Genomic DNA, 26,236 nt, shown 5'->3' on the forward strand with positions numbered 1-26,236 from the left:
ATTGGATAACCTGTACAATCTCCAAATGACTGTCCTGCCGGCAGCTAGCTGACAACCGGCTACTGGCGGGTTCATTGGTTAATTTGCTTTTAGTTTTTGATATCCGGGTTGGATTCAACCAGAATATGATCGTGATAAATTTCCTCCAGCGCAACCCCGACAAACTTGTGGGATTTGGGAGATTTCAGCTCCGTTTTATCGCCGTCGCGCAGCATGCGCGCACGCCGTGAAGCAGCAACTACCAAAGAATATTTGCTGTCAACCTTTTTTACCATTTCATCAATAGATGGATACAACATATTTCTTCACCTCATTCATGCTTTTTCCGATGCAGTCTGCATCCGGTTCAGCTCACTGACATAACGCGATCTCTTGCAATGCTCAGCAGTTACGATGCTTTCAATCCTGTGGCAGGCGGCATCCAGCTCATCATTCACCACTGCGTAATCGTAATGCTGAATCAGGTTCATCTCTTCCACCGCAACGTTCATCCGGTTCTGGATCAGATCCTCTGTCTCGGTGCCGCGTCCTGTAATCCGCTCCTTGAGTACGTCCAGCGAAGGCGGAAGCAGGAAAATAAAAATGCCCTCAGAGAATTTCTCCTTCACCTTCAAAGCGCCCTGAACCTCAATTTCAAGAATGATGTCCTTGCCGCTTTCAAGAGTCCTCTCTACAAAATCGCGGGGCGTGCCGTAATAATTGCCGACATACTCAGCATATTCCAGCAGCGCATCACGCGCGATCATGTCTTTGAACTGCTCTTTTGTTTTGAAAAAATAATTGACTCCATCCAGTTCTCCCTGTCTTGGCAAGCGTGTAGTCGCGGAAACCGAATACACCAGCTCCGGCATTTTTTGCCGAAGCACGGTGCAGACAGTTCCCTTGCCCACGCCAGAGGGACCGGACAATACAAATAAAAGTCCTTTTCTCATGATACTCCCCATCTATTCGTCGTTGTCGTCATCCTTCGTCGATAGGCGGTGTGCCACCGTCTCAGGTTGAACAGCCGAAAGGATAACATGGTCGCTGTCGGTAATAATAACAGCTCTAGTGCGGCGGCCGTAAGTCGCATCAATCAGCATGTGACGGTCGCGGGCCTCCTGAATAATCCGTTTGATCGGTGCCGATTCCGGACTGACGATTGAAATAATGCGATTCGCAGAGACAATATTACCAAATCCGATATTAATTAATTTAATCGCCATTGCAGGCTTCCCCTCCGGTCTTCCTTGTAGCATTCACCCGAAAGAACAAAATGTATAATCGACGCAAGAACTTGGCCGGGTTACTGCTAGCGGATTGCACTATTCTTGACGAAAAACGCCTGGTGCATACGTTCCGTTATTTCGCCTGGCCCGGCCGCATTCATTTCACGAGCCTGTCCTGTAAGAAACAGGAAAGCTGCGCCGTTGCTTGGCGGGCGATGGCAAACACATCCATGATCCTATTCTAATTCATTTTGTCAACAGGAACAAGAGAAAAAGCCTTTGCTTTGAAAATCGGTCCGTTTGTTAGAGAACAAGAGGCTGCGTACGGCCTGTTTTTTGCCATACATATTCGGTCAGGCTGACCGACATCTCGTAGAACATAAACGGTGTAATCAAATAGATGCCTTTAAAATATTCCAGCGCGGTGTCCAGCAGCTCCTCGGCAATCTTGACGCCCTCGGCGCGTCCCGCCTCGCCCTCGAGGCCCGCCATTCTTCTGCGAACCTCATCGGAGAGCTGAATCCCCGGCACCTCATTATGCAAATATTCCGCATTCCGTCCGCTGGCCAGCGGCATAATGCCGATAAACACCGGCACGGACAAATGCTTCGTCCCTTCAGCCATCCGTTTGATCAGTTCCGGATCATAGACAGGCTGAGTCATAATATAGTCCGCTCCGGAATCAATCTTGCGCTCCAGACGCTGGATCGCTTTGTCCAAATGCTTTACATTCGGATTAAAAGCCGCACCAACGACGAAATTCGCTTTTTGCTTGAGCGGCTTCCCGGAAAATGCCGTCCCGGCATTCAGCTGCTTGATCATCCGGATCATCTCGAAGGATGTCAGATCGTAGACGGAGCTGGAGTCCGGGAGATCTCCGAACCGTGCGGGGTCGCCTGTAACGGCCAGCACATGGTCGATGCCAAGCGCATCCAGTCCCATCATGTGCGACTGGGTTCCGATCAGGTTGCGGTCCCGGCACGCGATATGCACGAGCGGACGCAATCCTACCTGCTTCTTGATAACAGCAGCCAGCGCCAGATTGCTCATCCGGGTGACAGCAAGCGAGTTATCCGCCAGTGTTACGGCGTCTGCATTAACTTTCTGCAAAGCAGCACAGCCAGCCATAAATTTACGGATATCCAGATCACGCGGCGGATCGAGCTCCACGATCACCGTGTGACGCTCTCTCACCCTGTCGACAAGACTTGGCTCCTGGTCTGCCGGAGGCTGCATGTCCGCCTCGTTCACTGTAACATCGCCAGCATTGCTGCCTGCTTTTGCGCTTGCAGGCTCCAGTTTTTCGGTACGTACAGTACCCGGCTCAAACGGTGATGGCTGATAGCTGCCAAGCGCACCCGCAATCGCCGCAATATGCTCAGGAGTAGTTCCGCAGCAGCCGCCGATAATCCGCGCGCCGCGGTCGGCAAACCGGATCGCCGCGTCGGCAAAATATTCCGGTGTCGCCGCATACATATATTTTCCATCAACATAGTCGGGAAAACCGGCATTAGGGAACACCGAAAGCGGAAGCTCTACTGGCTCGCTCATCGTATTGAGTGCCCGCAATATACCTGCCGGACCGCTGCGGCAGTTCAGACCAACCACATCCGCCCCTTCCGCTGCAAGCAAAGCGAAAGCTTCATTCAGGCTGTAACCGTCCTGCGTCCGGCCCACATCCTCTACCGCGAACTGGCAAATAACCGGAAGGTCGCCAGCTTTGCGGATAAGCCGCAGTGCAAGCTGCATTTCCTCCAGATCGTAAAAGGTCTCCAGCAGGATACCGTCCACACCTTCATCCATTAAAACGCCAAGCTGCTGCTCAAATGCCTTCGTCACTTGGGACATGCCGATATTGCGCTTTTTCCCTGCACGGATCGAGCCGACTGCCCCGACGACATAAGCGTCGCTGCCGACAGATGAGCGGGCAATCCGCACGCCTGCGCGGTTAATGGCCTCTACTTCGCTTTCCAGACCGTATTTGTACATATTTTCATAATTTGCTGAAAATGTATTCGTCTCAATAATACGCGCGCCAGCTTCATAATAAAGCCGGTGAACGCCCTCTACAAGCTCCGGACGGAGCACGTTAAATTCCTCATAGGATACATTGACAGGAAAGCCTTGCTGATGGAGAAACGTCCCCATCGCACCGTCGCCGGTCAACCAGGTTGTCTGTAGTGCCTGCCGCAAACTTAGTTTCATTGAAGCTCTCCACCTCCAGAAGCGTAAATCCCCGGGCCCTCTTAAAAACCAGTACATCCGGGCATTCCGCAGTAGAACCGCAAATACAAATTCAAACCGGAAAAAAGCTCCCCCCTCTCTCAAAAGGGCGCAATTTTCCGGTGCCTATTTGCAAGTCTATGAAACTATTATACTCTATTTGCGGTAAAATGTGTTCATTTTCACGATTGTTGCTTCTATCCCTTTACAGGAAATTTACATTGAATTTACAGGCTCCCCCGGAAAACAACGGAAGCAGGTCCGGACATATACACATGATTGTCTTCCCCGCTCCACTCGATCAGCAGGTCGCCACCCTTTAGCGAGACGGTTGCCTTGCGGTCTGTCAAGCCGTTAAGCACCGAGGAAACTACAGTTGCACAAGCGCCTGTGCCGCATGCGAGCGTCGGTCCGGCACCGCGCTCCCAGACGCGCATATCCGTATGCGTACGGGAGTTGACAGTTACAAATTCTACATTGACTTTGCGCGGGAACAACGGATGGGTTTCCAGCTTTGGTCCCCAAACAGCCAGATCGAATTCTTTGGCGTTGTCCACGTAGATGACACAGTGGGGATTACCCATCGATACCGCTGTGAAGGCAAACTCGCGGCCGTCCACCTCAATCGGATGAGCGACAACCTGCTCAGCGTCAATTGTAGTCGGTACCTTCAAGCCCGCAAGTATTGGCGCGCCCATATCGACACGAACCCGCGTAACGGTCCCCTTTTCCACCGTAAGCTGCACCTTCTGCACCCCTGCGCCAAGCGTCTCAATCGTTAGCTCTTCTTTGGCTGTCAGGCCGTTATCGTACACATATTTGGCTACACAGCGGATTGCATTGCCGCATTGCTCCGCCTCCGAGCCGTCTGAATTAATAATCCGCATGCGGAAATCCGCTTGCTCCGAAGGCAAAATGTACACCAGCCCGTCCGCTCCAATACCGAAGAAACGGTTGCAAAGGGTTACCGCCAGCTCACTTGCATTTCCGGGAAGCGCCTGTTCCCCGTGAACGATAATAAAGTCATTGCCAAGTCCGTGCATTTTCGTAAAATCCATCTTTCACAACTCCCTTGTCCTGTTGCTTTTATTATGCTCTTAGCATAGAGGAAACAGGGCGCGGAACGGAATTCACATTTTGTAGCATTATTTGCACTATTGCGCTATTGCCCTTGAATGCTCTATCCGCGCTGAGACCGATCATTCCGGCAGACCTCCGCCAACCCTATGAACCTTTCGGAAACGAACATGGTCCGGCCGCGGACCTTTAAAAACCAGCCTTATTGTGCCGGATAGGAGCTGTAAAAACATACCGTCCCAGGCGGGCAGGATGTCTGCTCCCGCACAATAATAAAAGCGGCTGCCCGGGGTTCTCCCCTGGGCAGCCGCACGAGTGTGCGCTGCAAAAGCTGTTTATCTGGCAGCCGGATGCGAACTGCGGAAGTCCAGCCGCTTCTTCGTCTTCTTGCCGCCCGATGTGCCAAGCACACTTCCGATTCCCATTACGAAAGTCGGAATCCCTGCTGCTACAAATACCAGGCACCAGGCGCGGAAATCAAGCGGCACTGTCTTGAAGATCGGCTGCAGCGCTTCAATATAGACAACACCCAGCATCAGCACGAGCGAGGACAGTACAGCCAGTACCAGATAGCGGTTCTGAAACGGGTTGCGGTGGAAAATCGATCTGGAGCTGCGGCAGTCAAATACGTGAATCAGTTGGGCCAGTACCAGCGTTGCAAAAGCGACGGTCTGCGCTTCGATCAGTTCGGCTCCCGAACGCAGCGTAATCCAGAAGGCGGCCAGCGTGCAGACACCGATCAGAATACCGCGGCTGATGATCTTCCAGCCGAGACGCCGGGCGAATATATTTTCCTTCGCCGAGCGCGGTTTTTGCTGCATCAGGTCCTTCTCCGACTGGTCTACGCCCAGCGCCATCGCAGGCAGGCCGTCGGTAACAAGGTTAACCCACAAAATTTGGATCGGCACAAGCGGCAGCGGCAGGCCGGCCATCATGGCCAGGAACATCGTCAGAATCTCGCCGACATTGGAAGCAAGCAGGTATCGGATAAATTTGCGGATATTTTCATAGATGCCCCGGCCCTCTTCAATCGCCGCCACGATAGTGGCAAAATTGTCATCGCTCAGCACAAGCGCAGACGCTTCCTTGGACACATCCGTTCCTGTAATGCCCATCGAGATGCCGATATCCGACGCCTTGATCGCCGGGGCATCATTCACCCCGTCCCCGGTCATTGCAACGACATGCCCTTTGCGCTGAAGCGACTTGACGATGCGCAGCTTATGCTCCGGCGACACCCGTGCGTACACATAGACATTGTCTACGCATGCGTCCAGTTCCTCATCCGTCATCACTGACAGCTCGCGGCCGTTAACAGCTCTGCCGCCGCGCGGCATAATGCCAAGCTGGCCGGCAATGGCTTCCGCCGTCATTTGATGGTCCCCGGTAATCATGACCGTCTTGATGCCCGCCCTCCGGCAAGTCGCAATTGCATCGCGCACCTCGCGGCGCGGCGGGTCAATCATGCCGGTCAAGCCGACAAAGGTGAGCTGGCTTTCCGTCTCCTGCTCCGTCTCACAGGCGTCATGCGGCCGCAGATCACGATAGGCCATCCCGAGTACGCGCAGCGCATCCGCCGCCATCTGTTCGGAGCCTGCAGCAACCTTCTGCCGCAGGCTGGCCGTCAGCGGCACAACCTTGCCGTCCCACAGGATGTAACTGCACTGCTCCAGCAGCAGGTCCGGGGCTCCCTTCGTACAGAGCAGCCGGCCGCCCTGATGATGGACCAAAACAGACATCCGCTTGCGCTCGGAATCGAACGGCAGCTCCTTGACCCGCTTATAAATACCCTCCAGCGATTTCGCCGATACGCCAAGCTTGGCCGCCAGCACGGCAAGCGCCCCTTCTGTAGGATCGCCTTGCAGTACCCATTCCTCTGCAGCTTCATCTTTATTTTTACGCCGTTTGTCCGTCTCCACAGGCTGTCTGTACAGCAAGGCATTGTTACACAGTGCCGCCACCTGCAGGAGACGGCGCAAATGCTGGTCATTTTTCAAATCAGCGGCTGTCCCGTTCTCGATTACTTCCCCCACAGGTTCATAGCCCTCTCCGCTGATATCCAGCCATCGTCCCCCGAGCCACATCCTCGTGACGGTCATTTTGTTTTGCGTCAGCGTTCCCGTTTTGTCCGAGCAGATCACTGAGGCACAGCCGAGCGTCTCGACCGATGGCAGCTTGCGCACTATGGCCTTGCGCTTAATCATCCGCTGCACACCGAGGGCCAGTGCAATCGTCACAATTGCCGGCAGTCCTTCCGGAATCGCTGCAACGGCAAGGCTGACTCCTGCCAGGAACATGCCGTAAGCAGGCTGTCCATGTAAAATACCGGCCACGACAACAAGAATCGTCAAGCCGACCGCAACGCCGATCAAAATTTTCCCGAGCTGCTCCAGACGATGCTGCAGCGGCGTATCCATGGAATCGGTCTGGGAGATCAGATCGGCGATTTTGCCCATTTCCGTATTCATGCCCGTACGCACAACAACAGCTTTAGCCGTACCCCGGGTAACCATCGTTCCCATAAAGCCGAGATTGCGCTGGTCACCAATCGGCAGGTCGCTATCAGCAATTGCCGATGGCGTTTTGCCTACAGGCACAGACTCCCCGGTCAATGCCGATTCCTCGGCGTACAGACTGTTCGTCTCCAGAAAACGTACGTCGGCCGGCAGCCGGTCACCTGATTCCAGCACGATGATGTCCCCCGGCACCAGCTCAACCGCGGGCAAGACCCTGGACTCGCCATCCCGGATGACATGTGCTGTGGGCGCGGACAGCTCCTTCAAGGCGCGCAGCGAGCGCTCCGCCCGGAACTCCTGTATAAAACCAAGCACCCCATTAATGATAATGATGGCGACAATCGTAAGTGCGTCCAAATACTCGCCGAGCAGGCCGGATATCAGGGTTGCTCCTACCAGAACCAACACCATAAAATCCTTGAATTGATTCAACAGCAGGGCCAGGGGCGAGATCCGCTTGCCCTCGGACAGCTCATTGCGGCCAAATCTGGTCAGCCGTTCAGACGCCTCACTGGCAGCCAGACCCTGCTCCGGTACAAATCCAAGCCTCTCTGAGAGCTCGCTTGAATCCATCTGGTACCATTGTTTCTGTTCCATTGTTCAGTCTCCCTCCGCTTCACGCCGCCTTTTCGTTCACGGCCGCTCCAGATCCGAAAGACACGGCCCGGACAGCCCCTCATGCCTAAATGTATTCGGACAAACCGGAAAATATCCCAGGGAAGGACTTAAGTTTTTGTCCTAACTATGGCATGATAGAAGTTAGAGCAGTGCGGGGCCTCGCTGGCACACGCAGGCCGAAGGCTCCAATATTCGTTGCCTCATATCTCAGTACCAATCATTTTCTTTTAAAGGAGACACTAACTATGGCCCTTGACGGCATCGTAACAAGCGCAATAACGGGCGAGCTGAAGCCGCTCATTGGCGCGCGTATTCATAAAATTCATCAGCCCAACCCTCGCGATCTGGTTCTTCAGATTCGCGGCAACGGCAGCCAGGTTAAGCTGCTGTTGTCCGCCAACCCGACCTATCCGCGGGCCCATTTGACACAACAAAGCTTCGTCAATCCGCTGGAGGCTCCGATGTTTTGCATGCTGCTCCGCAAGTATTGCGAGGGCGGCGTGATCGAAAATATCGAGCAGACCGACCGTGAGCGGATTCTCCGCCTGTCCGTCAGACGGCGGGATGAGCTTGGCGACGTATCCCTGAAAACAATTGTGGTGGAGATTATGGGACGCCACAGCAATATAATTCTTCTTGATCCCGCCACCCAGACCATTCATGACGGCATCCATCATGTCACGCCGGCCATTAGCAGCTACCGGATCATCATGCCCGGCAGCCAGTATATTGCACCGCCTGACCAGCATAAGGCCGATCCGGTTCACATTACCGGCCAGGCCGCTTTCGAAGCCGCCTTCTCCGCAGCTGCCAAGGAGGAGCCTGTCACTGCCGACAAGCAGCTTGTTGACGCCTTCAGCGGAATCAGCCCGCTGCTCGCCAAGGAGATTGCCTACCGCAGCCGACAAACTGCCGGCACAGGCCAGCATGGAGAAGAAGGGATAGAAACGCTCTGGCTCAGCTTCAATGATGTCATGCAGCAGGTGCGGGACGGCAATTACACGCCGGTCATCGCCACCAGTCCGGAGGGGAAATCGCATTTTTCTGTCACAACGCTTACGCATCTGAATGATGCCGAGGTGCAGACTTACGAAACCATCAGCGCGTGTCTGGAGGCGTTCTACGGGGACAAGGCCGAGCGGGATACCGTCAAGCAGCGTGCGAATGATCTCATCCGTTTCGTGCAAAACGAAAAAAATAAAAATGCGAAAAAAATTGAAAAACTGGAGAACACGCTGGAAGAAGCGAAGGATGCGGATAAATACAGAGTGCTCGGAGAGCTTCTGACAACCTACATGCACCAGATCGAACGGGGACAAAAAAGCGCAGAGATCGTCAATTACTACGAGGAAGAGCAGCCGCTCATTACTATTGCGCTCGATCCTCAGTTGACACCTTCCGAAAATGCCCAGCGCTATTTCAAAACGTATACCAAAAGCAAGAATAGCGTCGTTGCCGTTCATGAACAAATTCAGGTTGCCCGGGCCGATATTGCCTATTTTGATTCCCTGCTCCAGCAGCTTGGGAGTGCGGCTCTGTCCGACCTGGATGAAATCCGTGACGAGCTGGTTGAGCAAGGCTACCTGAAAGCCCGCAGCCGCAAGGGACCCAAGAAGAAAAAAGCGGCTAAACCGGCTCTGCTGCACTACACTTCCTCTGAGGGCATTGCCATTCTGGTCGGAAAAAACAATACGCAAAATGAGTATTTGACCAACCGGCTGGCCGGCCCGTCCGAGACATGGCTGCATACAAAGGACATCCCCGGTTCGCATGTTGTAATTCGCGAGATCAGCTTCGGGGACGCGACGCTGGAAGAAGCCGCATTGCTCGCTGCCTATTACAGCCAGGCCAAATCCTCCAGCATGGTACCCGTGGATTACACTCTGATCCGCCACGTGCGCAAACCGAACGGCTCCAAGCCCGGCTTTGTCACTTATGATCATCAAAAGACATTGTTCATTACGCCGGATGAGCAGCGGATCAAGGGGCTGCCTTGCCAAGTCAAAACATAGAACAAACCCGCCTGCCCAAAAGGAATTTCAGCATATTAAAAACAGCCAGACTTTCTCGTCTCTGACGAGATAGTCTGGCTTCTTTTTTCGGAACAGCCCACCACCCATAAAAGCCCTCAGGAATTTCATCGTCTCCTGCGCAGTGGATACAACCGCTCCCTCTGCACCAATAGAAGACATGTACTTTGGAAGATGCAGTTGCTTGGCCCGGTACGTCAGGGGAGCAGGCCGCACGTCATCAGCATCTTCATACAGATAGGTAAACTCCAGCTGTAGCGGATGCACAATGTACCGATTCAGCGTCTCCCGCAGGGATTCTGAAGCAGCATTCTCTATCAAGCTGCCGAGCAACCGGTAATTTGTATCCGAATATTGCGCTTTTCCTCTCTGGCCCGGCGTGAACCGGGGCTTCAATTGTTTTGCAGTCTCCAGCACCTTGCCCATTTCCCATGGCTGATCCTTTCCCCGCTGCAATTCCCGGAACGCAGAAAAAGAAAAATAATCCGGAATTCCAGAAGTGTTGGACATCAGCTGCCTGACTGTAATTGTATGTGAATAGTCCGTTCCTTTATAGACATGAATGCCCTTGATATCCGCCTCAGGCAGGAACTTGCCGATCGGATCATCCAGGTGCAGTCGCTTCTCCCTTCTCAAATTCAACAGTATTGCAGTCACATACAGCTTCGTTACGCTTGCCACAAAGTAATAATCATTTGCCTGCAGATTGCCGCCGCTGCTTACAGCAGTAAATGAGCGGTCTCCTGTTTCGACGCAAAGCACCGCCCCTGTAATCCGGTCTGAACTTAATACGCGAGACACAAGTTTATCAATAGACGGCTGACCAGCAGTCCCTTTCAAATCCGGCACCTCCTTAAAAAACTAATGATACATATCATTTGATATGTATTGTAGCCGATACATCCGAATTTTGCAATATTGTGCCTGAAAGGTGCTGACCGGTCAGCAGAACCTTTAAACTCATGCCTTTGTTTAGGGCTTCGTTTTCAATGAGTAAGTTACGCTCGCTTAAATGAATTAATGACCACTTCCGTATAATGAAATGCGGACGCATATAAAAAGCCAGGAGGATGACCTTGAAAAAGGTTCAATCCTCCCGGCCCCATATATCCGGTTAAACAAGGTCTGCCAGACTTGCGGGTCTGCAGCCTATTGCACTTTATCAGCCTTTCCTTATGGACGCCGCAGTTGTTCCAGTACCTTCACATCGACGGTATGGCTGCCCAAATCCCCATGAAATACAACACCCTGTCGTTCGCCGTGATAGTCCGAGCCTGCGGTCTCCAGCAAGCCGTAGCGCCTTGCCAAAGCCGAATAACGCGACTCATCCTCTGCTGTATGGTCTGAATGACAAACCTCAATGCCGTCCACCCCGTGACGGATAATATCCTCCACCAGTTCATCATCGCCATATAGACCCGGATGGGCAATGACACTCGTTCCGCCGGCTTCGCGAATCCATTCCACCGCCTCGAAAGGCGATACTTTGGCCAGATTGACGTACCCCGGTTTCCCGGAACCAATCCACTGTTCGAACGCCTCCGATATCGTGGATACAATCCCCTTCTCCACCAGCACAGCGGCAATATGCGGTCTGCCGATACTCTTGCGCCCTTCCAGCTGTCCGGCAGCAGTGACAACCTCATCCATTGTAATCGAAATGCCATGTTGCTGCAGAGCTTCAACGATCTGTTCGTTGCGGCGCCCGCGTCCTGTGCGCAGCAGCTCCAGCCGCTGCTTCCACTTCGCATCCCGCCAGTCGGCATAGTAGCCAAGAATATGAATATCCTTGCCGGAAGCCGATGTGCTGATCTCAATGCCGGGAACAACCGTAATACCCAATTTGGCCCCTTCTTCCAGCGCCTCCTCCACACCGCCCATCGTATCATGGTCTGTGATGGCTACAGCCGCAAGCCCTTTTTCCGCTGCCAGCCGTATGACCTCAGCCGGTGTTCTCGTCCCGTCAGAAACTGTCGTATGAGCATGCAAATCCGCACGGTCTATAACCATTGCTGCAAATCCCTCTCTCTCAAAAAAGTCAGGAAGGTAACGGCCGAAATCGGAAGCAGGGCGGATTTAAGATAAATGGAGTAAAATTGCCGCTTAAACCGCACATCCTTAAGCGGCACGACCGCTATCAGCCCCAGTGCGACCTCATGCTTGACGGATGAGGCCGAGACAAAAGATACGCCAAGACCTGCTTCAACCGCCGATTTGACAGCGCCCGTGCTTCCAAGCTCCATGACGATTTTTATTGAAGTGAGATCAATGTCCCGTCTGCGCAACTCCTCCTCCATCACAAGCCTTGTTCCAGACCCCTGTTCCCGGAGTACAAAAGGATAACCCAGCACATCAGCGATTTCGACGCTCTCCGCCTCGGCCAGCGGATGTCCGGCAGGTACGATCAGATACAACTCATCGCTCATTACCGCCTCCATATGCATATCCGGATGATTGACCGGCGCCTCGATCAAACCAAAATTAAGCTGGTGGTTCAATATGTCTTCCATAATTTGCGCGGTATTCATTACCTTCATGCTGATGGCGATATGCGGATACTCCTGGCCGAACGGTCCCAGCAGCCGGGGCAAAATATATTCTCCGATCGTCAGGCTCGACCCAAGCTGCAAGCGGCCCTTGAGCTGCTTCGTAAACTTGGACATCGAAGCATCCGTCTCCCGAATGAGATCGATGCTGCGCTGGGCAAACGGCATAAGTGCCCTTCCTGCTTCTGTCAGCTCAATCCGCTTGGTGGAGCGCAGCAGCAGCTTCGTTCCAAAATAATCCTCCAGCGACTGCACCTGCATCGTTACGGCAGGCTGTGTCATATGGAGCGACTGCGCTGCGGCAGAGAAGCTTCCCTTTTCCGCAACCGTAAAAAAAATATGAAGCTGATGAAAATTTAAAGCCATCACTCTATCCTCCTTGTACAAATACAGCTAAACCGTCCGTATTTTGCGCTCCATGCGCTCGTGACAGGCCGCAACTATCCTTCCCTATCTGCCTTCCCGCCTGTATGATCATGTACCGGGCAGTAGGCAAGACTATCTCAAAAGATTTGAAAAGCACGTACCTAAAGAACGGTACGTGCTTGCTTTTGCTCTATTTCCTTAACAGGCCAGTTATCCCGAACGGCCGTTATTTCCGCTTGCGGCTATTCTTGATCAAGGTCATCCGTCTGGAATGGCGAAGCCAGGAATAGTACGATTTCAGGTCCCTTAATTCGATTGTCTCGGACATGCGCCCCAGGAATGTGACCACGATCATTTTGTGCAAAGGATTGCCAATTAAATCGGTTTCACCTTCCAGTACAGCGAATTCAGCTACGAACACCAAGTCCTCATCAATGAGGTAGACATCCTCTTCATTCCTGTAGTAAGGCTGCACCCGCCCCTGTTTCAAGCTTTGCCAAATGAAGTCGGCAATATCCTCGAAGCCGGTTTTCTCGCTTTCGATACGGTCTGCCCAACGGATTTTGGCATGGTTCGTGATGACGACATCTGCAACTTTTTTATCACCAAGCACGATATGAAATGACTCGTAAGTATTCCATCTTTCGGTCGTTTTGTCTTTCATCTCGAATCCACTCCTCCCCGGAAAGCAGCCCTTTTCTTTATAAAAATAGTTACTACATATTCTACCATGCCTAAGCAAGATTTCAAATGAAAAAATAATAATTCTGCCAAATGCAAATGATTCTCATTCATTATAAACATATAAAAACACAAAACCCATTATTAGGCAAATAATCAAACTCGTCCAGCACTATTTCTTAGCGGTCCGGCATTAATAACTGCTCGAATAAGAAATGCATACGGTAATCGGCGCAAATACAATATCCGGTGATAATTGCTATTCGTAAGCAACCAGTTATGCAGCAGAACAATTTTCATCCTTCGCAATTTTTCCGCACAATAATCGCTTCTATGTTGAGAGAAAGCCCCCCGGACAGGCCGGGAGGCATAACATTTTTACAACATCATCAAGCTGTCAAATCTAATCTGGAATGTATTTTCTTTCATGAAAAGGTTCGATGCCAACCGGATTTACAAGCTGTAAAAGCGGGTTTTGTCCGGTACATTCGAAGTGTATTCCGTTTTGATCTCGTTGCGGTAAGAACGCTCAATTCTTTTGACGAAAGGCAGCCGCTGAATGTTGCGTACTGTATCCTCAGCGCGGTCGGCATTCATATAAATGACGACATAGTGCATTTTTCTTGACATATAGTAGACGTTCCCATACTTGTCGAGGGAACGGGCAGCTTTCAAATCATTAACCCAGATAATATAACCCGTCCGTTCTGAAAACACAGCTTCCCTCCGTTCTTTTTTCATTTTGTCTGGCGGCCGCCAGGCCGGCTGCGATTAACCGCAGCCCCCGCTTCCGCAGCTGCAGGAACCTCCGCTCCCGCAGCCTGAGCCTACAGATTCATTGCCCGGCACCTTGATTGTATCCGATACCGAGGTGGCAATCAGGTGGGATATTTCGTACAGAAGCTGGTCAACCGCAACCTCTGCTTCCTTGTAGCGTCTTACACATTCATGGCTGTCGAGCACGCTTTGAATCTGCTTGACCTTGTCCTTCGCCGCATGAAAATCCGGATGAAACCGTCCGAACCGCTGACATTCCTGAAAAAAATCTTTGGCCTTCAGAAATGCCTTCTTGAGCTCTTGCACCTCTTCATCAGCAGCGACAACAGTTTTCCAATATAAGTAATCGGCAACATCTGCCGAATCAATAATCATATCTCCCAGCTCGTAAGCGTTCAGAAGCAACCCTGCCATATCCAACGTAGCAACTTGTTCCCCATAGCCAAAAGCATCGCTTGGTAAAACGGACGTTTTTTCGGCAGTCGGCATGTATGCACCTCTTCTCCATTATGAAATTGAATTCCTCTCCTATCATAACACGAAAACGTATAAAAAGTAGAGTATATTCATTCCTCCGCCACCGGGACAATCAGACGCATCTCCTGCCACATTTCCGGATGGAGCGAGATTTCCAACGGCTCGGCTTCACTCTCCTGCTTCATCCAGCCTTCGACCCGCCAGCTGCCATCCGCATCATGCAAACGTGATGGGATAAAGGACAATGTGGAGTTGCCCGTGCGCAGTTCGACTGCCGTATGCAGATCAAGCGCCTGCTCCAGCATTTCGCGCTTGGTGGATGCGTGATAAGCCCGAAACTGGCGTGTCCATGATGCCGGAAGCCGGTTTAACGCTTCATGCGCCGGCGTATGCTCCGGAACCTCGGTACGCAGTGTAAAATGTTTCAGCCCAACCGGATCATAGAACAGCTCTGCTGAAGGCTTATCCGCCTGCGTACGGGATGAGCGGGATTTATTCCGCCCCTTTCCTGCAGGCTCAGGCTGCACAGATGGCTGTGGCTTATCCGCATAACAGCCGATCCGCTCCAGTTTTTTCAGCAGACTGTCCAGATGCTGCACTTCTATGACAAACGCCCGGTCACCAAGACGCTCACCCAGCAGCCCCTGCAGCGGCTGTTCGGCAGCAAGCTGGTCAGCAATCCCGATGTCAGCGCAGCGCAGCAGCGTCATCTGCTCGACGGAGACACTGCCCGCTTGCCGGGACCATTGCCTAATGAGTGAAGCCACATTATCCGGAACCACATCACCTGAAGCGTCTTGCAGAAATTGCAGCAGCCCTTCTCCTGTCCAGCCCTTATTTACCGCTCCGGCAACCGCCCCCTGCGTCATCCGGTATACCGTGACAACTCCGGTCTGCGCATTCTCCGCCACTTCCTCCAGCATCCACCGGACATGGTAAGAAATATCCTGCGCGGCTATGATTTCACAATCCGGCTGGACATAAATTCTTCCCGGCTCCGTCTTTGGGCGTTCTCCCCCTCTATCAGGGGCCCTCCAGCGAAAAACAGGTGTGCCGTCCTTTAGCTTGCCCTGCTCCAGCCATCCGCAGGCCTGAAAGATCCGCAAGCAGCAATTGAGCCCCTCTGAAGCAGATGGGGACTGCTGGTCCGATGCGGGACCGCAAAGCACCACATCGGCAAGCCAGGCAGCGGCATCACTCACAGCGTACCATTTGAACGGCTTCACATAGAGCAGTGCTGCAGAAGGAAAGGCCAGCGAAGGATCGGCAGTCATGTACCGGCTGACAAATAAAGCCGCAAGCTCAGTTTCCCTTTGCTCAGCAGACAATTCCAGCCACATCCCGCCTGTCTCCGTGTTCCATACATAACCGTTCTCTTCCTCCCGCAGCAGCCCCTGTGACAACGCCAGATCAAGCAGAAGGGCTACCGGTTTGGGGTACTCATCCCGATAGGCAAATGCCGCCGCCCAGCCTTCCAGCCCTGCTTCATTCATCGATAATCGAGCTGCAGCCTTGCTGATCACCTTCTTGGGCAAAACTCCATTGGCATTAAACTGCATTCCGGCCGTTACCATTGTCCGCAGCCCGCCCAGGATCTGCATACTAAGCGGTGCTTGGTCCGCCCCTTCCCGGCCCTCCATCTGACGTACCTGCTCTCTGGCAAGAGGTATCGGGCAGAACGGGAACAAGGCGTGCAGCCAGGCTCCAAAGGCATCTCCCGGCAAAAAGAAAAGTTCATCCCCCCACGATTTGCGTACCGCAAACACAATACCCGCCTGTCTAAGTTCTACCAGTCCCTGTATCAGCTCTGCGCCTGACCATCGCCCCTGAAGACGACCCAGCACGCGCAGTCTCTCCTCGTCAAAAGGAAGCGGGCCAAATTTGCGAAGCACCAGTTCCAGCAGGCCGCGCGCTCTTGCAGAAAGCTTCTCCGCCGCTCCTGCAAGTACAGTGCTGTCCAATTGGGCGCTTCGCCAGTCAAGCCGGCGGACAGCCGCTTCCTCCCACACCGGATGGCTGTCAATCCATTCATTCAAAGCCGGTTCGCCAAAGCGCGAAGCAATTTCCGCCGTTCTCATGTCACTACCGCCTTTCCCGATTCTGCCTCGCCGTCCCATATTTCAAGCTCATATGAATAACCCTGCTCAATCATAAACATTTGCCGCTTGAGGGCAAATTCAGTCTCCTTTGTGCCGTCTGTTACCAGGCTGTAGAAGTGCGCTTCATTGCTTCCGGCCTTGGGCCGCAATATACGTCCTGTCCGCTGCGCTTCCTCCTGTCTGGAGCCAAAACTGCCCGACACCTGAATGGCGACCGAAGCATCCGGCAGATTGACGGCAAAATTGGCCACCTTGGACACAACAAGCACCGGAAGCTTCCCTTGCCTGAACCGCTCAAACAAAAGTTCCCTTTCATGATGTGGCGTGCTTCCGGTCAGCAGAGGCACGCCAAGCCGCAAGGACAGCTGCTCCAATTGATTCAGGTATTGCCCAATAATTAAAATCTGCTGCCCGGCATGACGCTCCATCAGTTCCATAATGACCTCAAGTTTGAGCGGATTTTCACTCGCCAGACGCTGCTTGCCCCTTGGCTCCGCCTTGTAATACCGTTCCCGGCTTGCTTCCGCAAGCGGAACGCGAATCTCCACACAAGACAAGGAGGCGATCCAGCCCTTGCTCTCAAGTGTTTTCCATGGCAGATCAAACTGCTTGGGGCCGATTAACGAGAACACATCCTCCTCGCGCCCGTCCTCGCGGACAAGCGTTGCGGTCAGTCCCATTCTCCGCGTCGTCTGAATTTCGGCCGTCATCCGGAATACCGGGGCAGGGAGCAAATGAACCTCATCGTAAATAATCAGGCCCCAGTTCCGTTCACTGAACAGCTTCATATGCACATACTCATCTTTCTTGGCTCCGCGGTGCGTCATAATTTGATAAGTTGCAATTGTAACGGGACGCACTTCCCGCAGCTCCCCCGCATATTCCCCGATATCACTTTCCTTAAGAGTAGTCTTGTCCAGCAGCTCTTTCTTCCACTGCTTCACCGAGATCACATTTGACGTTAAAATCAGTGTCGCGCATTTCAGCTCGGCAAGCGCTGCCAGCCCGACGACAGTCTTCCCTGCTCCGCAAGGCAGAACCAGCACACCGCTGCCGCCCTGTACGCTGCCCTCTTTGTAAAACAATTCAACCGCCCGCAACTGATAGTCCCTTAATGCCAGCCCCCGGGTGTCCACCTGCAACTGCTCTCCGGTATGATAGCCAGCCAAATCCAGCACCGGATAGCCGATGCGGATCAGCTCCTGCTTGAGCCGGCCGCGATGGGCAGGACGGATTTCCCATGCGCACCCGGATACCGGAGCAATCAGGCTGTCACGAACCGCAGGCTTTTCGGCCAAATTCTCCAGCACCTTTGGATCATTCCCCACCAGCAGCATCTTTCCGTCCCGCTGCTCCAGACGCAACTGTCCGTAACGCGCAGCCCAATCCGCGATGCCTGTCTCCACCTGGAACGGCAGTTCAAAACGGTTATGCTGCTCCAGCGCATCGAGTATTTCATCTGCTGACACGCCTGCAGCCGCTGCGTTCCATACGGACAGCGGGGTTATCCGGTACGTATGCAAATCCCCCGGCCGTTTGATCAAATCAGCAAAACGGGCAAGCTGTTCGGCCGCCTGCTCTCCTTGGGGATGCCGCTTGTCCAGCAAGACTGTATAGTCCGGCTGTACGATTATGGCACCTGATTGGTATGTCAAATGTCTCTATCCTTTCATACGCATTCGGGCTGAATCACTGTCCGCCGCTTTTCCTTCGTGATGAGCTGCTGTGCAGCAGAACCCTTAAAAAGCCCGTCTGCTTGTTTTTTCGTCCTTCTTATTGTGCGGATTACCCGGCCATTTTATTCCAGTTTTGCAAAGCAAAAAAAAAGCTGCTCCCCGCCGACACGGGAACAGCTTCCTCTTGATATACTAGCCAGCTGCAATGGGATTCAGGCTTGCTGCTCCTGCTGCATCAATAACGCGCTGTCAACACAAATCCCCTGCCTGCAGATGCAGACAGGGGATTTGCCAGTCAATTGAAACAATCGTCAAGTGAAATTAATGAACAGCTGAAGGCTGGTTATCCTGCTCAGAGATATGGCTCAGCGCCTCACCCGCATTATCAGCAAAGATTTCACGGATGGCGAGGTCGCCGATTGCAACAATGCCAAGCAATTCTCCGTTCTCCACAACTGGCAGACGGCGAATCTGGCTGCTTGCCATCTTGTGTGCCGCTTCATCTACAGATGCTGATGGATCAACCGTCTCAATATCTGTGGTGATTACCTCAGCCGCCGATGTAGAGCCGGAATGCTTCTGGGCATAGCCGCGTACAACCAGATCGCGGTCCGTTACAACACCGATCAGTTTCTTGCCTTCTACGACCGGCACAAAGCCGATATCATTGTTCTTCATCATGCAAGCCAGCTCATAAATATTATCCTGCTGTGTCGCAGTGATGCAGTCTGTCGTCATAATCTCTCTTACCGTTCTCATTGCGCAGTCCTCCATCGTGAAGTAAATACGGTTATCGTACCTACGATAGATTGACCTGCGCCCGCTTTTATCATACGAACCATTTTTTGAATATAAACGGCATCAATCCGGATTGCCGGCGTAATTTTCAGCCATGCCGATCAAAAGATTGGCCGAGATCAGCATCGCATCCTCATCCAGATCGAACATTGGATGGTGATGCGGATAGTTTGCTCCCTTATCCGGATTGCCGGCACCGACGAACATAAAGCAGCCCTTGCGCTGCTGCAAATAATACGAAAAGTCCTCTCCAGCCATGATCAGGCCGGATTCCTGTACCTGCTCCTTTGGCAGGATCTCAGATCCAACACTGAAGAAACGGTCAATTTCACTCGCTTCGTTCACAACTGCCGGATAGCCTTCCCGGTAATCCAGGACGCCCTTGCCTCCATACATCGTACAGGTCTGTTCAATAATTTCCTCCATCCGCTTGCGGATCAGCGCCCGCGTCTGGGGGTTGAAAGTCCGCACCGTGCCCCGCAAATATGCGGTTTCGGCAATCACATTCGTTGTGCTTCCCGCCTGGAAGGAGCCGACTGACAGCACGGCTGGCTCCAGCGGATTGACGTTGCGGCTGACTATTGTCTGCAACGCGCCAACTAGCGCGCTTCCGATAATAATAGCATCAACGGTCTCGTGGGGAATACCAGCGTGTCCGCCACGGCCTGTGATTTCAATGTAAAATTCATCCGGCGCCGCCATAAACGGCCCTGCCTTGGAAGCTACTGTGCCCAGCGGCAGCGGCGTCCACAAATGAACCCCATAAATCGCATCCACATCCTCAAGGACGCCTTCTCTGATCATGGGAAGTGCTCCGCCTGGCGTTATTTCCTCTGCCGGCTGGAAGATCAGCTTCCTCGCCCCCGCAATATGGGAGCAGTTGTCCATATAATACTTGGCTACGCCAAGCAATGTCGCGGTATGGGCATCATGCCCGCAGGCGTGCATCACGCCAGGTACGGTGGAAATATAGTCTACCTGCTTCCGGTCCTGAATGGGCAGTGCATCAATATCCGCTCGCAGCGCCACGACCGGTCCCGGCTTTTCGCCTTGAATCAGGACTGTTACCCCGTGTCCGCCTACATCTGTAACCGGCTCGCAGCCCATTGCTCTAAGCTGCTCGGCGATGTAATGCGATGTTTGCTTCTCCTCATAGGAGAGCTCCGGATGACGATGAAGATGTCTTCGCCAGCCGACCATTTTGGAATAGAGGCTTTGCATGCTTCTGACATCATTAAACGGCTTGGTCATCACCGCAAGTCCCCCCTTGCCATATTTACGCTCATACAAACCTTGCTTCCGGCTTTACTTAACGCCGGCAGTCGCTCTTATTTTAACAGAAGACAGTACTGAAACAAATGGGGAGTTTTCATATAGAAGGACTAATTATTCGCAAGAATGACACGTTTGGATGAAAACACAATTCCGGTAGGCTTGCACTGTCAAGGGAAACATACTATCATGATAAAAGAAAACGTTTTGTTATTTGGAGGGGGATTTTCCTTGATTATTGACAATAGCGGTCTTAATGGAGTGACCAGCGATCTGGCCCACCTTGATGAATCGGGCGAAAAGCTTGGTTTCGTACGTTGGCAGTGGGATTACTATCGCGCTACATACGATTTGAAGCTGGAAGACAGTGCGAGCAAGCAGGTTTATTTTCTGCGCATCAATACACGCGCTGTAGAAGGCAAGCTGGAGCAGCCTCATGCCATTTTGAGCATTGAAGCGGTTTATATCGGACGGGCTACTTTCCCGCACGGTATGGAATACGAATCTCCGGTTCCGCAACAAATTCTGAATACAGCAACGCAACGTTTGCAGGACCTGACAAAACTTCTTGCGTAGCCTGGGGGTTAACCCGATGAAAAAAACGCAGGGCGCGATCCGGGGCAGACCGGATTTTCTGCTGTTGATCCTGACGCTTCTGCTGGTCGGCTTTGGGCTGGTGATGGTGTTCAGCGCCAGCTCCAATATAGCCGTAGTCTCGGATAATTATAATCGGGACGCTTTTTATTTTGTAAAAAGACAGCTCCTGTTTGCAACTGCAGGAACTATCGTGCTATTTATACTGATGAATTTCCACTATGAGAAATTTAAAAAGTGGTTCATTTTTTATTTTATCGGTGTCGTTTTTCTGCTTGCTATCGTGCCCTTTGTCGGGAAAGAGATAAACGGTGCTAGAAGCTGGCTCGGATTTGCAGGATTCGGAATTCAGCCGACCGAATTTGCCAAGCTCGCCATTATACTGTATCTCGGCAGACTGATTTCCAAAAAAGGCGAGAAGTTCCGTGACTTCAAAAAAGGGCTGGTTCCGGTCATCATCATTGTCGGGTTTATATGCGGTCTGATTATGCTTCAGCCGGATTTGGGATCTTGCATGATACTGGCAATGTGCGCCGGCATTATGATTGTAGCAGGCGGTTCCAACCTGAAGCACTTGTTTTTTACCGGAATTGCCCTGAGCATTATCGTTGCCTTGATGGTCGCAGTATCCCTGGCCGCAGACCCGGATTTGGTAAAATGGGGCTATAGAATCGCCCGCTTTACCTCCTTCATGAATCCTCTGGATGATATGCTCGGAACAGGCTATCATTTGAGCCACTCGCTGTTCGCGCTTGGACACGGCGGGTTTACAGGAGCCGGCTTTGGACACGGTGTTCAGAAACTGCACTATCTTCCTTATCCGTACAATGATTTTATTTTCGCCGTTATTGGAGAAGAGTTCGGATTTATCGGCAGCCTGCTCTTTCTTGTCTGTTATGTGGCCTTTATCTGGCGGGGATTGCTTGTTGCCATGCGCTGTCCGGATACTTACGGAACAGTCGTTGGATCCGGTATTATCGGACTGATTTCGATTCAGGCCTTTATTAATATTGGCGGTGTTTCCGGTCTGATGCCGATTACAGGCGTTACCTTGCCATTTATCAGCTACGGGGGTTCCTCCCTTCTCGTGTCTTTGGCCAGTATTGGCATTCTGCTGAGCATTTCGCGGGAAACGAACTCCAAGGAAACAGCCAATCCGCGCACCCGATAAATCATTGCACGCATCAAAAAAAGCAGCCAACGTATGGAGACGCAGGGCTGCTTTTTTTGATGCCGCTTGTCATCTTTCATATGTCCCCGGCTCGTACAAAAAAACAGAACGCACCAGCTAATCAAGCTATGCGCCCTGTTGGATAAATTTCATTATTTAACCCGGTTCTGCAGTTGGAGCTCTTCCTGTTCCTCATCCTTGAAGATAACGCCTTCCACCTTCACATTCACTTCTACAACATTAAGTCCCGTCATATTCTCAACGGCTTCACGGACATTGCCTTGAAGCACACGGCAAACCTCTTGAATCGGAATTCCATATTGGACAATAATTCGCAAGTCAATCGCAGCTTCAAGCTGTCCAACTTCGACCGAGACGCCTTTCTGAACATTTCGGCCGCTCAGACGCTTGGCCAAGCCTTCGGATATGCCTCCGGACATCGCAGCAATCCCCGGTGTTTCCAGAGCTGCAAGGCCGGCTATAGTAGATACAACATCATCAGAAATTCTAATCAAACCTGTATTCATGTCTTCGGTCATTTGGCTTCACTCCTCATCTTCCATATAATTTCATTGTACTGGATGAACTGGGCGGAAGCAAATCCTATGTATATGCCGTGCCCCTGAACTGTATTCTGCCTGAATAAGTGCTATTTTTGTTAAAGCACCCTGCCTCAGGGCATAATACCAACTACTCATTCCGCAATCCTCATTGGGCGTATATTCTGAATGTAATACATAGGGGAGGTGGCTGCAATGAAAAAATACGGATTTTATATCGCTTTGATTGCCAGCTTTTTACTGAGCGCCATCAGCCATTACGGCGGCTGGAGCGTAATGTGGCAATTCGGGCTCTCGGCACTGGCCATTCTGTTCGTTGCCGGCTTCCTCGGAAAAGCGACTGAAAGTGTGGCCCATTATGCCGGGCAGCGGCTGGGCGGCTTTCTGAATGCGACCTTCGGCAATGCCGCCGAGCTGATTATTGCAATATTCCTTGTCAAAGAGGGACTGTTCGATATGGTGAAGGCCAGTCTGACAGGCGCGATCATCGGCAATCTGCTGCTTGTGCTTGGCCTTAGCGTGCTGCTGGGCGGCCTGAAGTACAAACAGCAGCATTTTAACATCCAAATCGCCGGGTATAACGCGACGCTTATGATTATGGCGGTCATTGGCCTGTTCGTTCCCGCCGTGTTCGTAAAGGCTGAACATTTCACCATCGAAAAAGATCATCTGCTAAGCTTGTCCATCGCTGGTATCCTGATTGTCTCCTATGTGCTGTGGCTGGTCTTCTCTATGGTTACCCATAAATCGCTGCTCTCTGACGAGGAGACATCAGCAGATCACGGAGAGAATCCGCCCTGGTCCAAAGGCATGTCGGTTCTGTTCCTTGTTCTCGCTACAGTTATGGTTGCGTTTGTCAGTGAATGGCTGGTAGGGACATTGCATACCTTTACGACCCGCTTCGGCCTCTCTGAACTGTTTGTGGGCGCCTTCGTAATTGCGATTATCGGCAATGCCGCGGAACATAGCGCAGCCGTCATGATGGCGATGAAGAACAAGATCGGTGCAGCAGTAGAAATCGCCATCGGGAGCAGCCTGCAAATTGCGCTTTTCGTCGCCCCGGTACTGATTCTTGTCAGCACGCTGTTCGGAAAGACGATGGACATTTTGTTTACACCCATCGAGCTCACCGCCATCGCAGTTTCCGTTTTTATCGCCAAGTCAATTTCTAAGGACGGAACAACGAACTGGTATGAAGGCGTGCTGCTTCTAATGGTCTACATTATCCTGGGCATCGCTTTTTATCTGGTGTAACATTCTCTTTCCTGCCGTACTCACAAACTAGCAATTTGATATGAATAAAAGCAGCTCGCCAGGGCTGCTTTTATTTTGTATGAATGGCCCAATCAGCTTCAAGCATTTGTCACCCGTTAAAGGACAACCGGCTTGGCTGGCATATAGCCTAAATTCAGTAACCCTACAGCGGCACAGGTATGAGGCAACTGCTGTTATACCTTTTATTACGCAATGACCGGCATTTCGTTTCATCTCTGACGGGCATGTCTATGTAAAAACGAAAGGAGTAGTCTCGGCTAAGAGAGACTACTCCTTGTCTTTAAGGTCCAACGCTTCATACAGCTGCGCTAAATTTCTTTCCAGCTTGCTTAAAATTTGCTTGCCTGCGAACTCGTCAACCAAGCCGGCGCGCACCGCAAAATCAACTTCACGGGAAAAGCCGTACATTTGTGTATCCAGCACTTCCTCATATAAAGGGCACTTGCGGGTAGCAAGGTTCTCCATCTGAACCTCGATCAGCAATTCAATTTTGTTGGCATCTTCCTGGAGAAGATGTAGCGCCCTTTGATGCATATGCACCATAACATCCGATGAAGACATCGTACTCCCCCCTGTGCGCATTCCTTGCCGTCTTCTACCTTTTATATTAGTCGAAATCGTCCCAATACACAAGGACAAAACAGAAAAGCACCCGGGACCGCGCTTTGCGGCAGGGTGCTTTCAACCGTACGGATGCCGTTCTAATCGGCGACTACTGCGATATTCAGGTTGTGCTTTGCGAAAACTTCAGCCATGGCAGTCTTTGCTTCATCGGCGTCAGGACCATGAACATGAAGCTCATAGGAATGCCCGCTAACCAGCGTCGTGAACAGTCCAAGGATGCTTTTCACATCAATGTATTTATTCTCGGCTTGGAGAACGATGGAAGACCTAAAACGGTTAGCTGTTTGGGAAATGTCTACGATTGCTGCGTTATTGGACATAAAAATCCCCTCCAAATATATTCTGTGAATCTTTCTACATGATACCGTGATTTGGCAATTCGTTCAATGGAATTTTGAACAAAAATGATTGGATGTTATGTCAAATTTTCAGGGTTTAGCGGCTCCAGCTCCGGAATTACAAAGCGGCCATCCTTGCGAATCAGCACATCATCAAAATAAACCTCGCCGCCACCGTATTCCGGACGCTGAATGAGCACCAGATCCCAGTGAACGGATGAACGGTTGCCGTTATCTGTCTCTTCATAAGCCTGGCCTGGCGTAAAGTGCAGGCTTCCGGCAATTTTCTCGTCAAATAGCGTATCTTTCATCGGATGCAGAATATGCGGGTTGAAGCCGAGACTGAATTCCCCGATGTAGCGCGCTCCTTCGTCAGTGTCCAAAACTTCATTCAGACGCTTGGTATTGCTGCTTTCAGCCTTGACGATACGGCCTTTCTCAAAGGTAAACGAAATGTTTTCAAAAGTAACACCTGAGTATACGCTAGGCGTGTTGTATGTAATCGTCCCTTCAACAGAATCGCGAACCGGTGCGCTGAACACTTCTCCGTCCGGGATATTGCGGTGGCCCGAGCACAGCTTGGCGCCAATATTTTTGATCGAGAATCTCAGATCCGTACCCGGGGATACAATACGAACTTTGTCCGTACGTTCCATCAGCGCCTTGAGCGGCAGCATCGCCTGTTCCATCTTGGCGTAATCCAGATTGCAGACATCGAAGTAGAAATCCTCGAACGCCTCCGTATTGATATTGGCAAGCTGCGCCATCGAGCTGTTCGGATAACGGAGAATGACCCATTTGGTCTTCTTGACCCGCTGCTCCATATGTACAGGATGAACGTAAACTTGCTGGTACATGCGCATTTTATCTTCCGGGATGTTCGCCAGCTCATTGACATTCTCCCCGGCGCGTATTCCAATATAAGCGTCCATCGCCTTCATCCGGTTCAAGTCCAATTGGGCCCAAAGCTCGATTTGCTCCTTGCTTCCGTTCATCAGCAGCGAACGCAGCACCGAACGGTCGCTCGTCTCAACGAAGGGGCGTCCGCCTCGCTTGCCGATTTCCTCCACAAGGCATTTTACCAGTTCGCGTTCCGAGCCAATCATATCTATGAGAACATTCTCTCCAGGCTGGACATCAATCGAATATCCAACCAGATTCTCAGCAAGTTTCTTCAGTCTAGGATCTCTCAAAACAAAAGTTCCTCCTATTTGCATTTAATATCGTCATTCTGTTCCATCCTACCATGGATTAAACAACAATGCATCTTTGGCCCCGGACAGCAGGCGGACGCCAAGGGCGGGGAGCGG

24 protein-coding genes are annotated in these 26,236 nt (G+C 51.9%); 4 read left to right on the forward strand and 20 right to left on the reverse strand.

The features are described 5' to 3' along the window. Positions 1–89: 89 nt before the first annotated feature. The 6 genes from rpoZ to H583_RS0116950 form a co-directional block, all read right to left on the reverse strand. Positions 90–299 (reverse strand): DNA-directed RNA polymerase subunit omega, encoded by a 210-nt coding sequence (rpoZ, locus tag H583_RS0116925; protein WP_028561505.1) that lies wholly within the window; start codon positions 297–299, stop codon positions 90–92. Between the two features lie 15 nt (positions 300–314). Then, a complete protein-coding gene (gene gmk, locus H583_RS33255; protein ID WP_036709872.1) occupies positions 315–932 on the reverse strand; it encodes a guanylate kinase in 618 nt (205 codons plus the stop codon). Between the two features lie 12 nt (positions 933–944). Further along, positions 945–1,205, reverse strand: coding sequence for an extracellular matrix/biofilm regulator RemA (remA, locus tag H583_RS0116935; RefSeq protein WP_005548256.1), 261 nt, complete (start codon positions 1,203–1,205; stop codon positions 945–947). A gap of 306 nt (positions 1,206–1,511) precedes the next feature. Continuing rightward, positions 1,512–3,413: a bifunctional homocysteine S-methyltransferase/methylenetetrahydrofolate reductase gene (locus H583_RS0116940; RefSeq protein ID WP_028561506.1), complete on the reverse strand. Its 1,902-nt coding sequence runs from the start codon at positions 3,411–3,413 to the stop codon at positions 1,512–1,514. 245 nt (positions 3,414–3,658) lie between these two features. After that, positions 3,659–4,489 (reverse strand): diaminopimelate epimerase, encoded by an 831-nt coding sequence (gene dapF / locus H583_RS0116945; protein ID WP_028561507.1) that lies wholly within the window; start codon positions 4,487–4,489, stop codon positions 3,659–3,661. 354 nt (positions 4,490–4,843) lie between these two features. Then, positions 4,844–7,621 carry a calcium-translocating P-type ATPase, SERCA-type gene (locus H583_RS0116950; protein WP_028561508.1) on the reverse strand — a complete coding sequence of 926 codons (2,778 nt, stop codon included), beginning with the start codon at positions 7,619–7,621 and terminating at the stop codon, positions 4,844–4,846. A 266-nt stretch (positions 7,622–7,887) separates the two neighbouring features. Between H583_RS0116950 and H583_RS0116955 the strand changes: the two genes are divergently transcribed. Continuing rightward, positions 7,888–9,654, forward strand: a complete 1,767-nt coding sequence (locus tag H583_RS0116955) for an Rqc2 family fibronectin-binding protein (RefSeq protein WP_028561509.1) — start codon at positions 7,888–7,890, stop codon at positions 9,652–9,654. A 27-nt stretch (positions 9,655–9,681) separates the two neighbouring features. Here H583_RS0116955 and H583_RS33260 read toward each other — a convergent pair whose 3' ends face one another. The 10 genes from H583_RS33260 to H583_RS0117005 all read right to left on the reverse strand — a co-directional run bounded on the left by H583_RS33260 (position 9,682) and on the right by H583_RS0117005 (position 20,343). Further along, positions 9,682–10,512 carry a serine hydrolase domain-containing protein gene (locus tag H583_RS33260; RefSeq protein ID WP_051236550.1) on the reverse strand — a complete coding sequence of 277 codons (831 nt, stop codon included), beginning with the start codon at positions 10,510–10,512 and terminating at the stop codon, positions 9,682–9,684. Between the two features lie 333 nt (positions 10,513–10,845). Further along, positions 10,846–11,682 carry a PHP domain-containing protein gene (locus H583_RS0116965; RefSeq protein ID WP_028561510.1) on the reverse strand — a complete coding sequence of 279 codons (837 nt, stop codon included), beginning with the start codon at positions 11,680–11,682 and terminating at the stop codon, positions 10,846–10,848. Continuing rightward, entirely contained in the window at positions 11,673–12,584 is a 912-nt protein-coding gene (locus H583_RS0116970) for a selenium metabolism-associated LysR family transcriptional regulator (RefSeq protein WP_028561511.1), read from the reverse strand. The genes H583_RS0116965 and H583_RS0116970 overlap by 10 nt, the downstream gene beginning before the upstream one ends. Positions 12,585–12,810: 226 nt before the next feature. Then, on the reverse strand, positions 12,811–13,248 hold the full coding sequence (locus tag H583_RS0116975; RefSeq protein ID WP_028561512.1) for a hypothetical protein: 438 nt from the start codon (positions 13,246–13,248) through the stop codon (positions 12,811–12,813). A gap of 470 nt (positions 13,249–13,718) precedes the next feature. Beyond that, on the reverse strand, positions 13,719–13,982 hold the full coding sequence (locus H583_RS0116980; RefSeq protein ID WP_028561513.1) for a YlbG family protein: 264 nt from the start codon (positions 13,980–13,982) through the stop codon (positions 13,719–13,721). Positions 13,983–14,036: 54 nt separating this feature from the next. Further along, complete coding sequence (locus H583_RS0116985; protein ID WP_081667297.1) at positions 14,037–14,531, reverse strand: YlbF/YmcA family competence regulator; 495 nt, start codon at positions 14,529–14,531, stop codon at positions 14,037–14,039. Between the two features lie 77 nt (positions 14,532–14,608). After that, positions 14,609–16,597 (reverse strand): helicase-associated domain-containing protein, encoded by a 1,989-nt coding sequence (locus H583_RS0116990; RefSeq protein WP_028561515.1) that lies wholly within the window; start codon positions 16,595–16,597, stop codon positions 14,609–14,611. Further along, positions 16,594–18,273, reverse strand: coding sequence for a DNA repair helicase XPB (locus tag H583_RS0116995; protein WP_028561516.1), 1,680 nt, complete (start codon positions 18,271–18,273; stop codon positions 16,594–16,596). The genes H583_RS0116990 and H583_RS0116995 overlap by 4 nt, the downstream gene beginning before the upstream one ends. A gap of 342 nt (positions 18,274–18,615) precedes the next feature. Next, entirely contained in the window at positions 18,616–19,053 is a 438-nt protein-coding gene (locus tag H583_RS0117000) for a CBS domain-containing protein (RefSeq protein ID WP_028561517.1), read from the reverse strand. A gap of 102 nt (positions 19,054–19,155) precedes the next feature. Beyond that, positions 19,156–20,343, reverse strand: coding sequence for a M20 family metallopeptidase (locus H583_RS0117005; RefSeq protein WP_028561518.1), 1,188 nt, complete (start codon positions 20,341–20,343; stop codon positions 19,156–19,158). A 252-nt stretch (positions 20,344–20,595) separates the two neighbouring features. Here H583_RS0117005 and H583_RS0117010 point away from each other — a divergent pair, with 252 nt between their 5' ends. Together H583_RS0117010 and ftsW are read left to right on the forward strand one after the other, a co-directional pair. Beyond that, positions 20,596–20,940, forward strand: a complete 345-nt coding sequence (locus H583_RS0117010; RefSeq protein ID WP_028561519.1) for a YugN family protein — start codon at positions 20,596–20,598, stop codon at positions 20,938–20,940. A gap of 16 nt (positions 20,941–20,956) precedes the next feature. Continuing rightward, positions 20,957–22,129 (forward strand): putative lipid II flippase FtsW, encoded by a 1,173-nt coding sequence (ftsW, locus tag H583_RS0117015; protein ID WP_028561520.1) that lies wholly within the window; start codon positions 20,957–20,959, stop codon positions 22,127–22,129. A gap of 152 nt (positions 22,130–22,281) precedes the next feature. On the opposite strand, the gene H583_RS0117020 is transcribed toward ftsW, so the two are convergent. Beyond that, positions 22,282–22,668: an Asp23/Gls24 family envelope stress response protein gene (locus H583_RS0117020; protein WP_028561521.1), complete on the reverse strand. Its 387-nt coding sequence runs from the start codon at positions 22,666–22,668 to the stop codon at positions 22,282–22,284. Positions 22,669–22,884: 216 nt separating this feature from the next. On the opposite strand from H583_RS0117020, the gene cax reads away from it, so the two are divergent. Next, positions 22,885–23,943 (forward strand): calcium/proton exchanger, encoded by a 1,059-nt coding sequence (gene cax, locus H583_RS0117025; protein WP_028561522.1) that lies wholly within the window; start codon positions 22,885–22,887, stop codon positions 23,941–23,943. A 288-nt stretch (positions 23,944–24,231) separates the two neighbouring features. Here the strand turns inward: cax and H583_RS0117030 are convergent, their stop codons facing one another. The 3 genes from H583_RS0117030 to H583_RS0117040 form a co-directional block, all read right to left on the reverse strand. Next, on the reverse strand, positions 24,232–24,525 hold the full coding sequence (locus tag H583_RS0117030) for an Fpa/YlaN family protein (RefSeq protein WP_028561523.1): 294 nt from the start codon (positions 24,523–24,525) through the stop codon (positions 24,232–24,234). Between the two features lie 140 nt (positions 24,526–24,665). Then, positions 24,666–24,908, reverse strand: a complete 243-nt coding sequence (locus H583_RS0117035; protein WP_028561524.1) for an HPr family phosphocarrier protein — start codon at positions 24,906–24,908, stop codon at positions 24,666–24,668. A gap of 95 nt (positions 24,909–25,003) precedes the next feature. Then, positions 25,004–26,119 carry an aminopeptidase gene (locus H583_RS0117040; protein WP_028561525.1) on the reverse strand — a complete coding sequence of 372 codons (1,116 nt, stop codon included), beginning with the start codon at positions 26,117–26,119 and terminating at the stop codon, positions 25,004–25,006. Positions 26,120–26,236: the final 117 nt, after the last annotated feature.

It is taken from the genome of Paenibacillus pinihumi DSM 23905 = JCM 16419, from assembly GCF_000422505.1.
In the GTDB taxonomy this organism is placed as follows: domain Bacteria; phylum Bacillota; class Bacilli; order Paenibacillales; family Paenibacillaceae; genus Paenibacillus_D; species Paenibacillus_D pinihumi.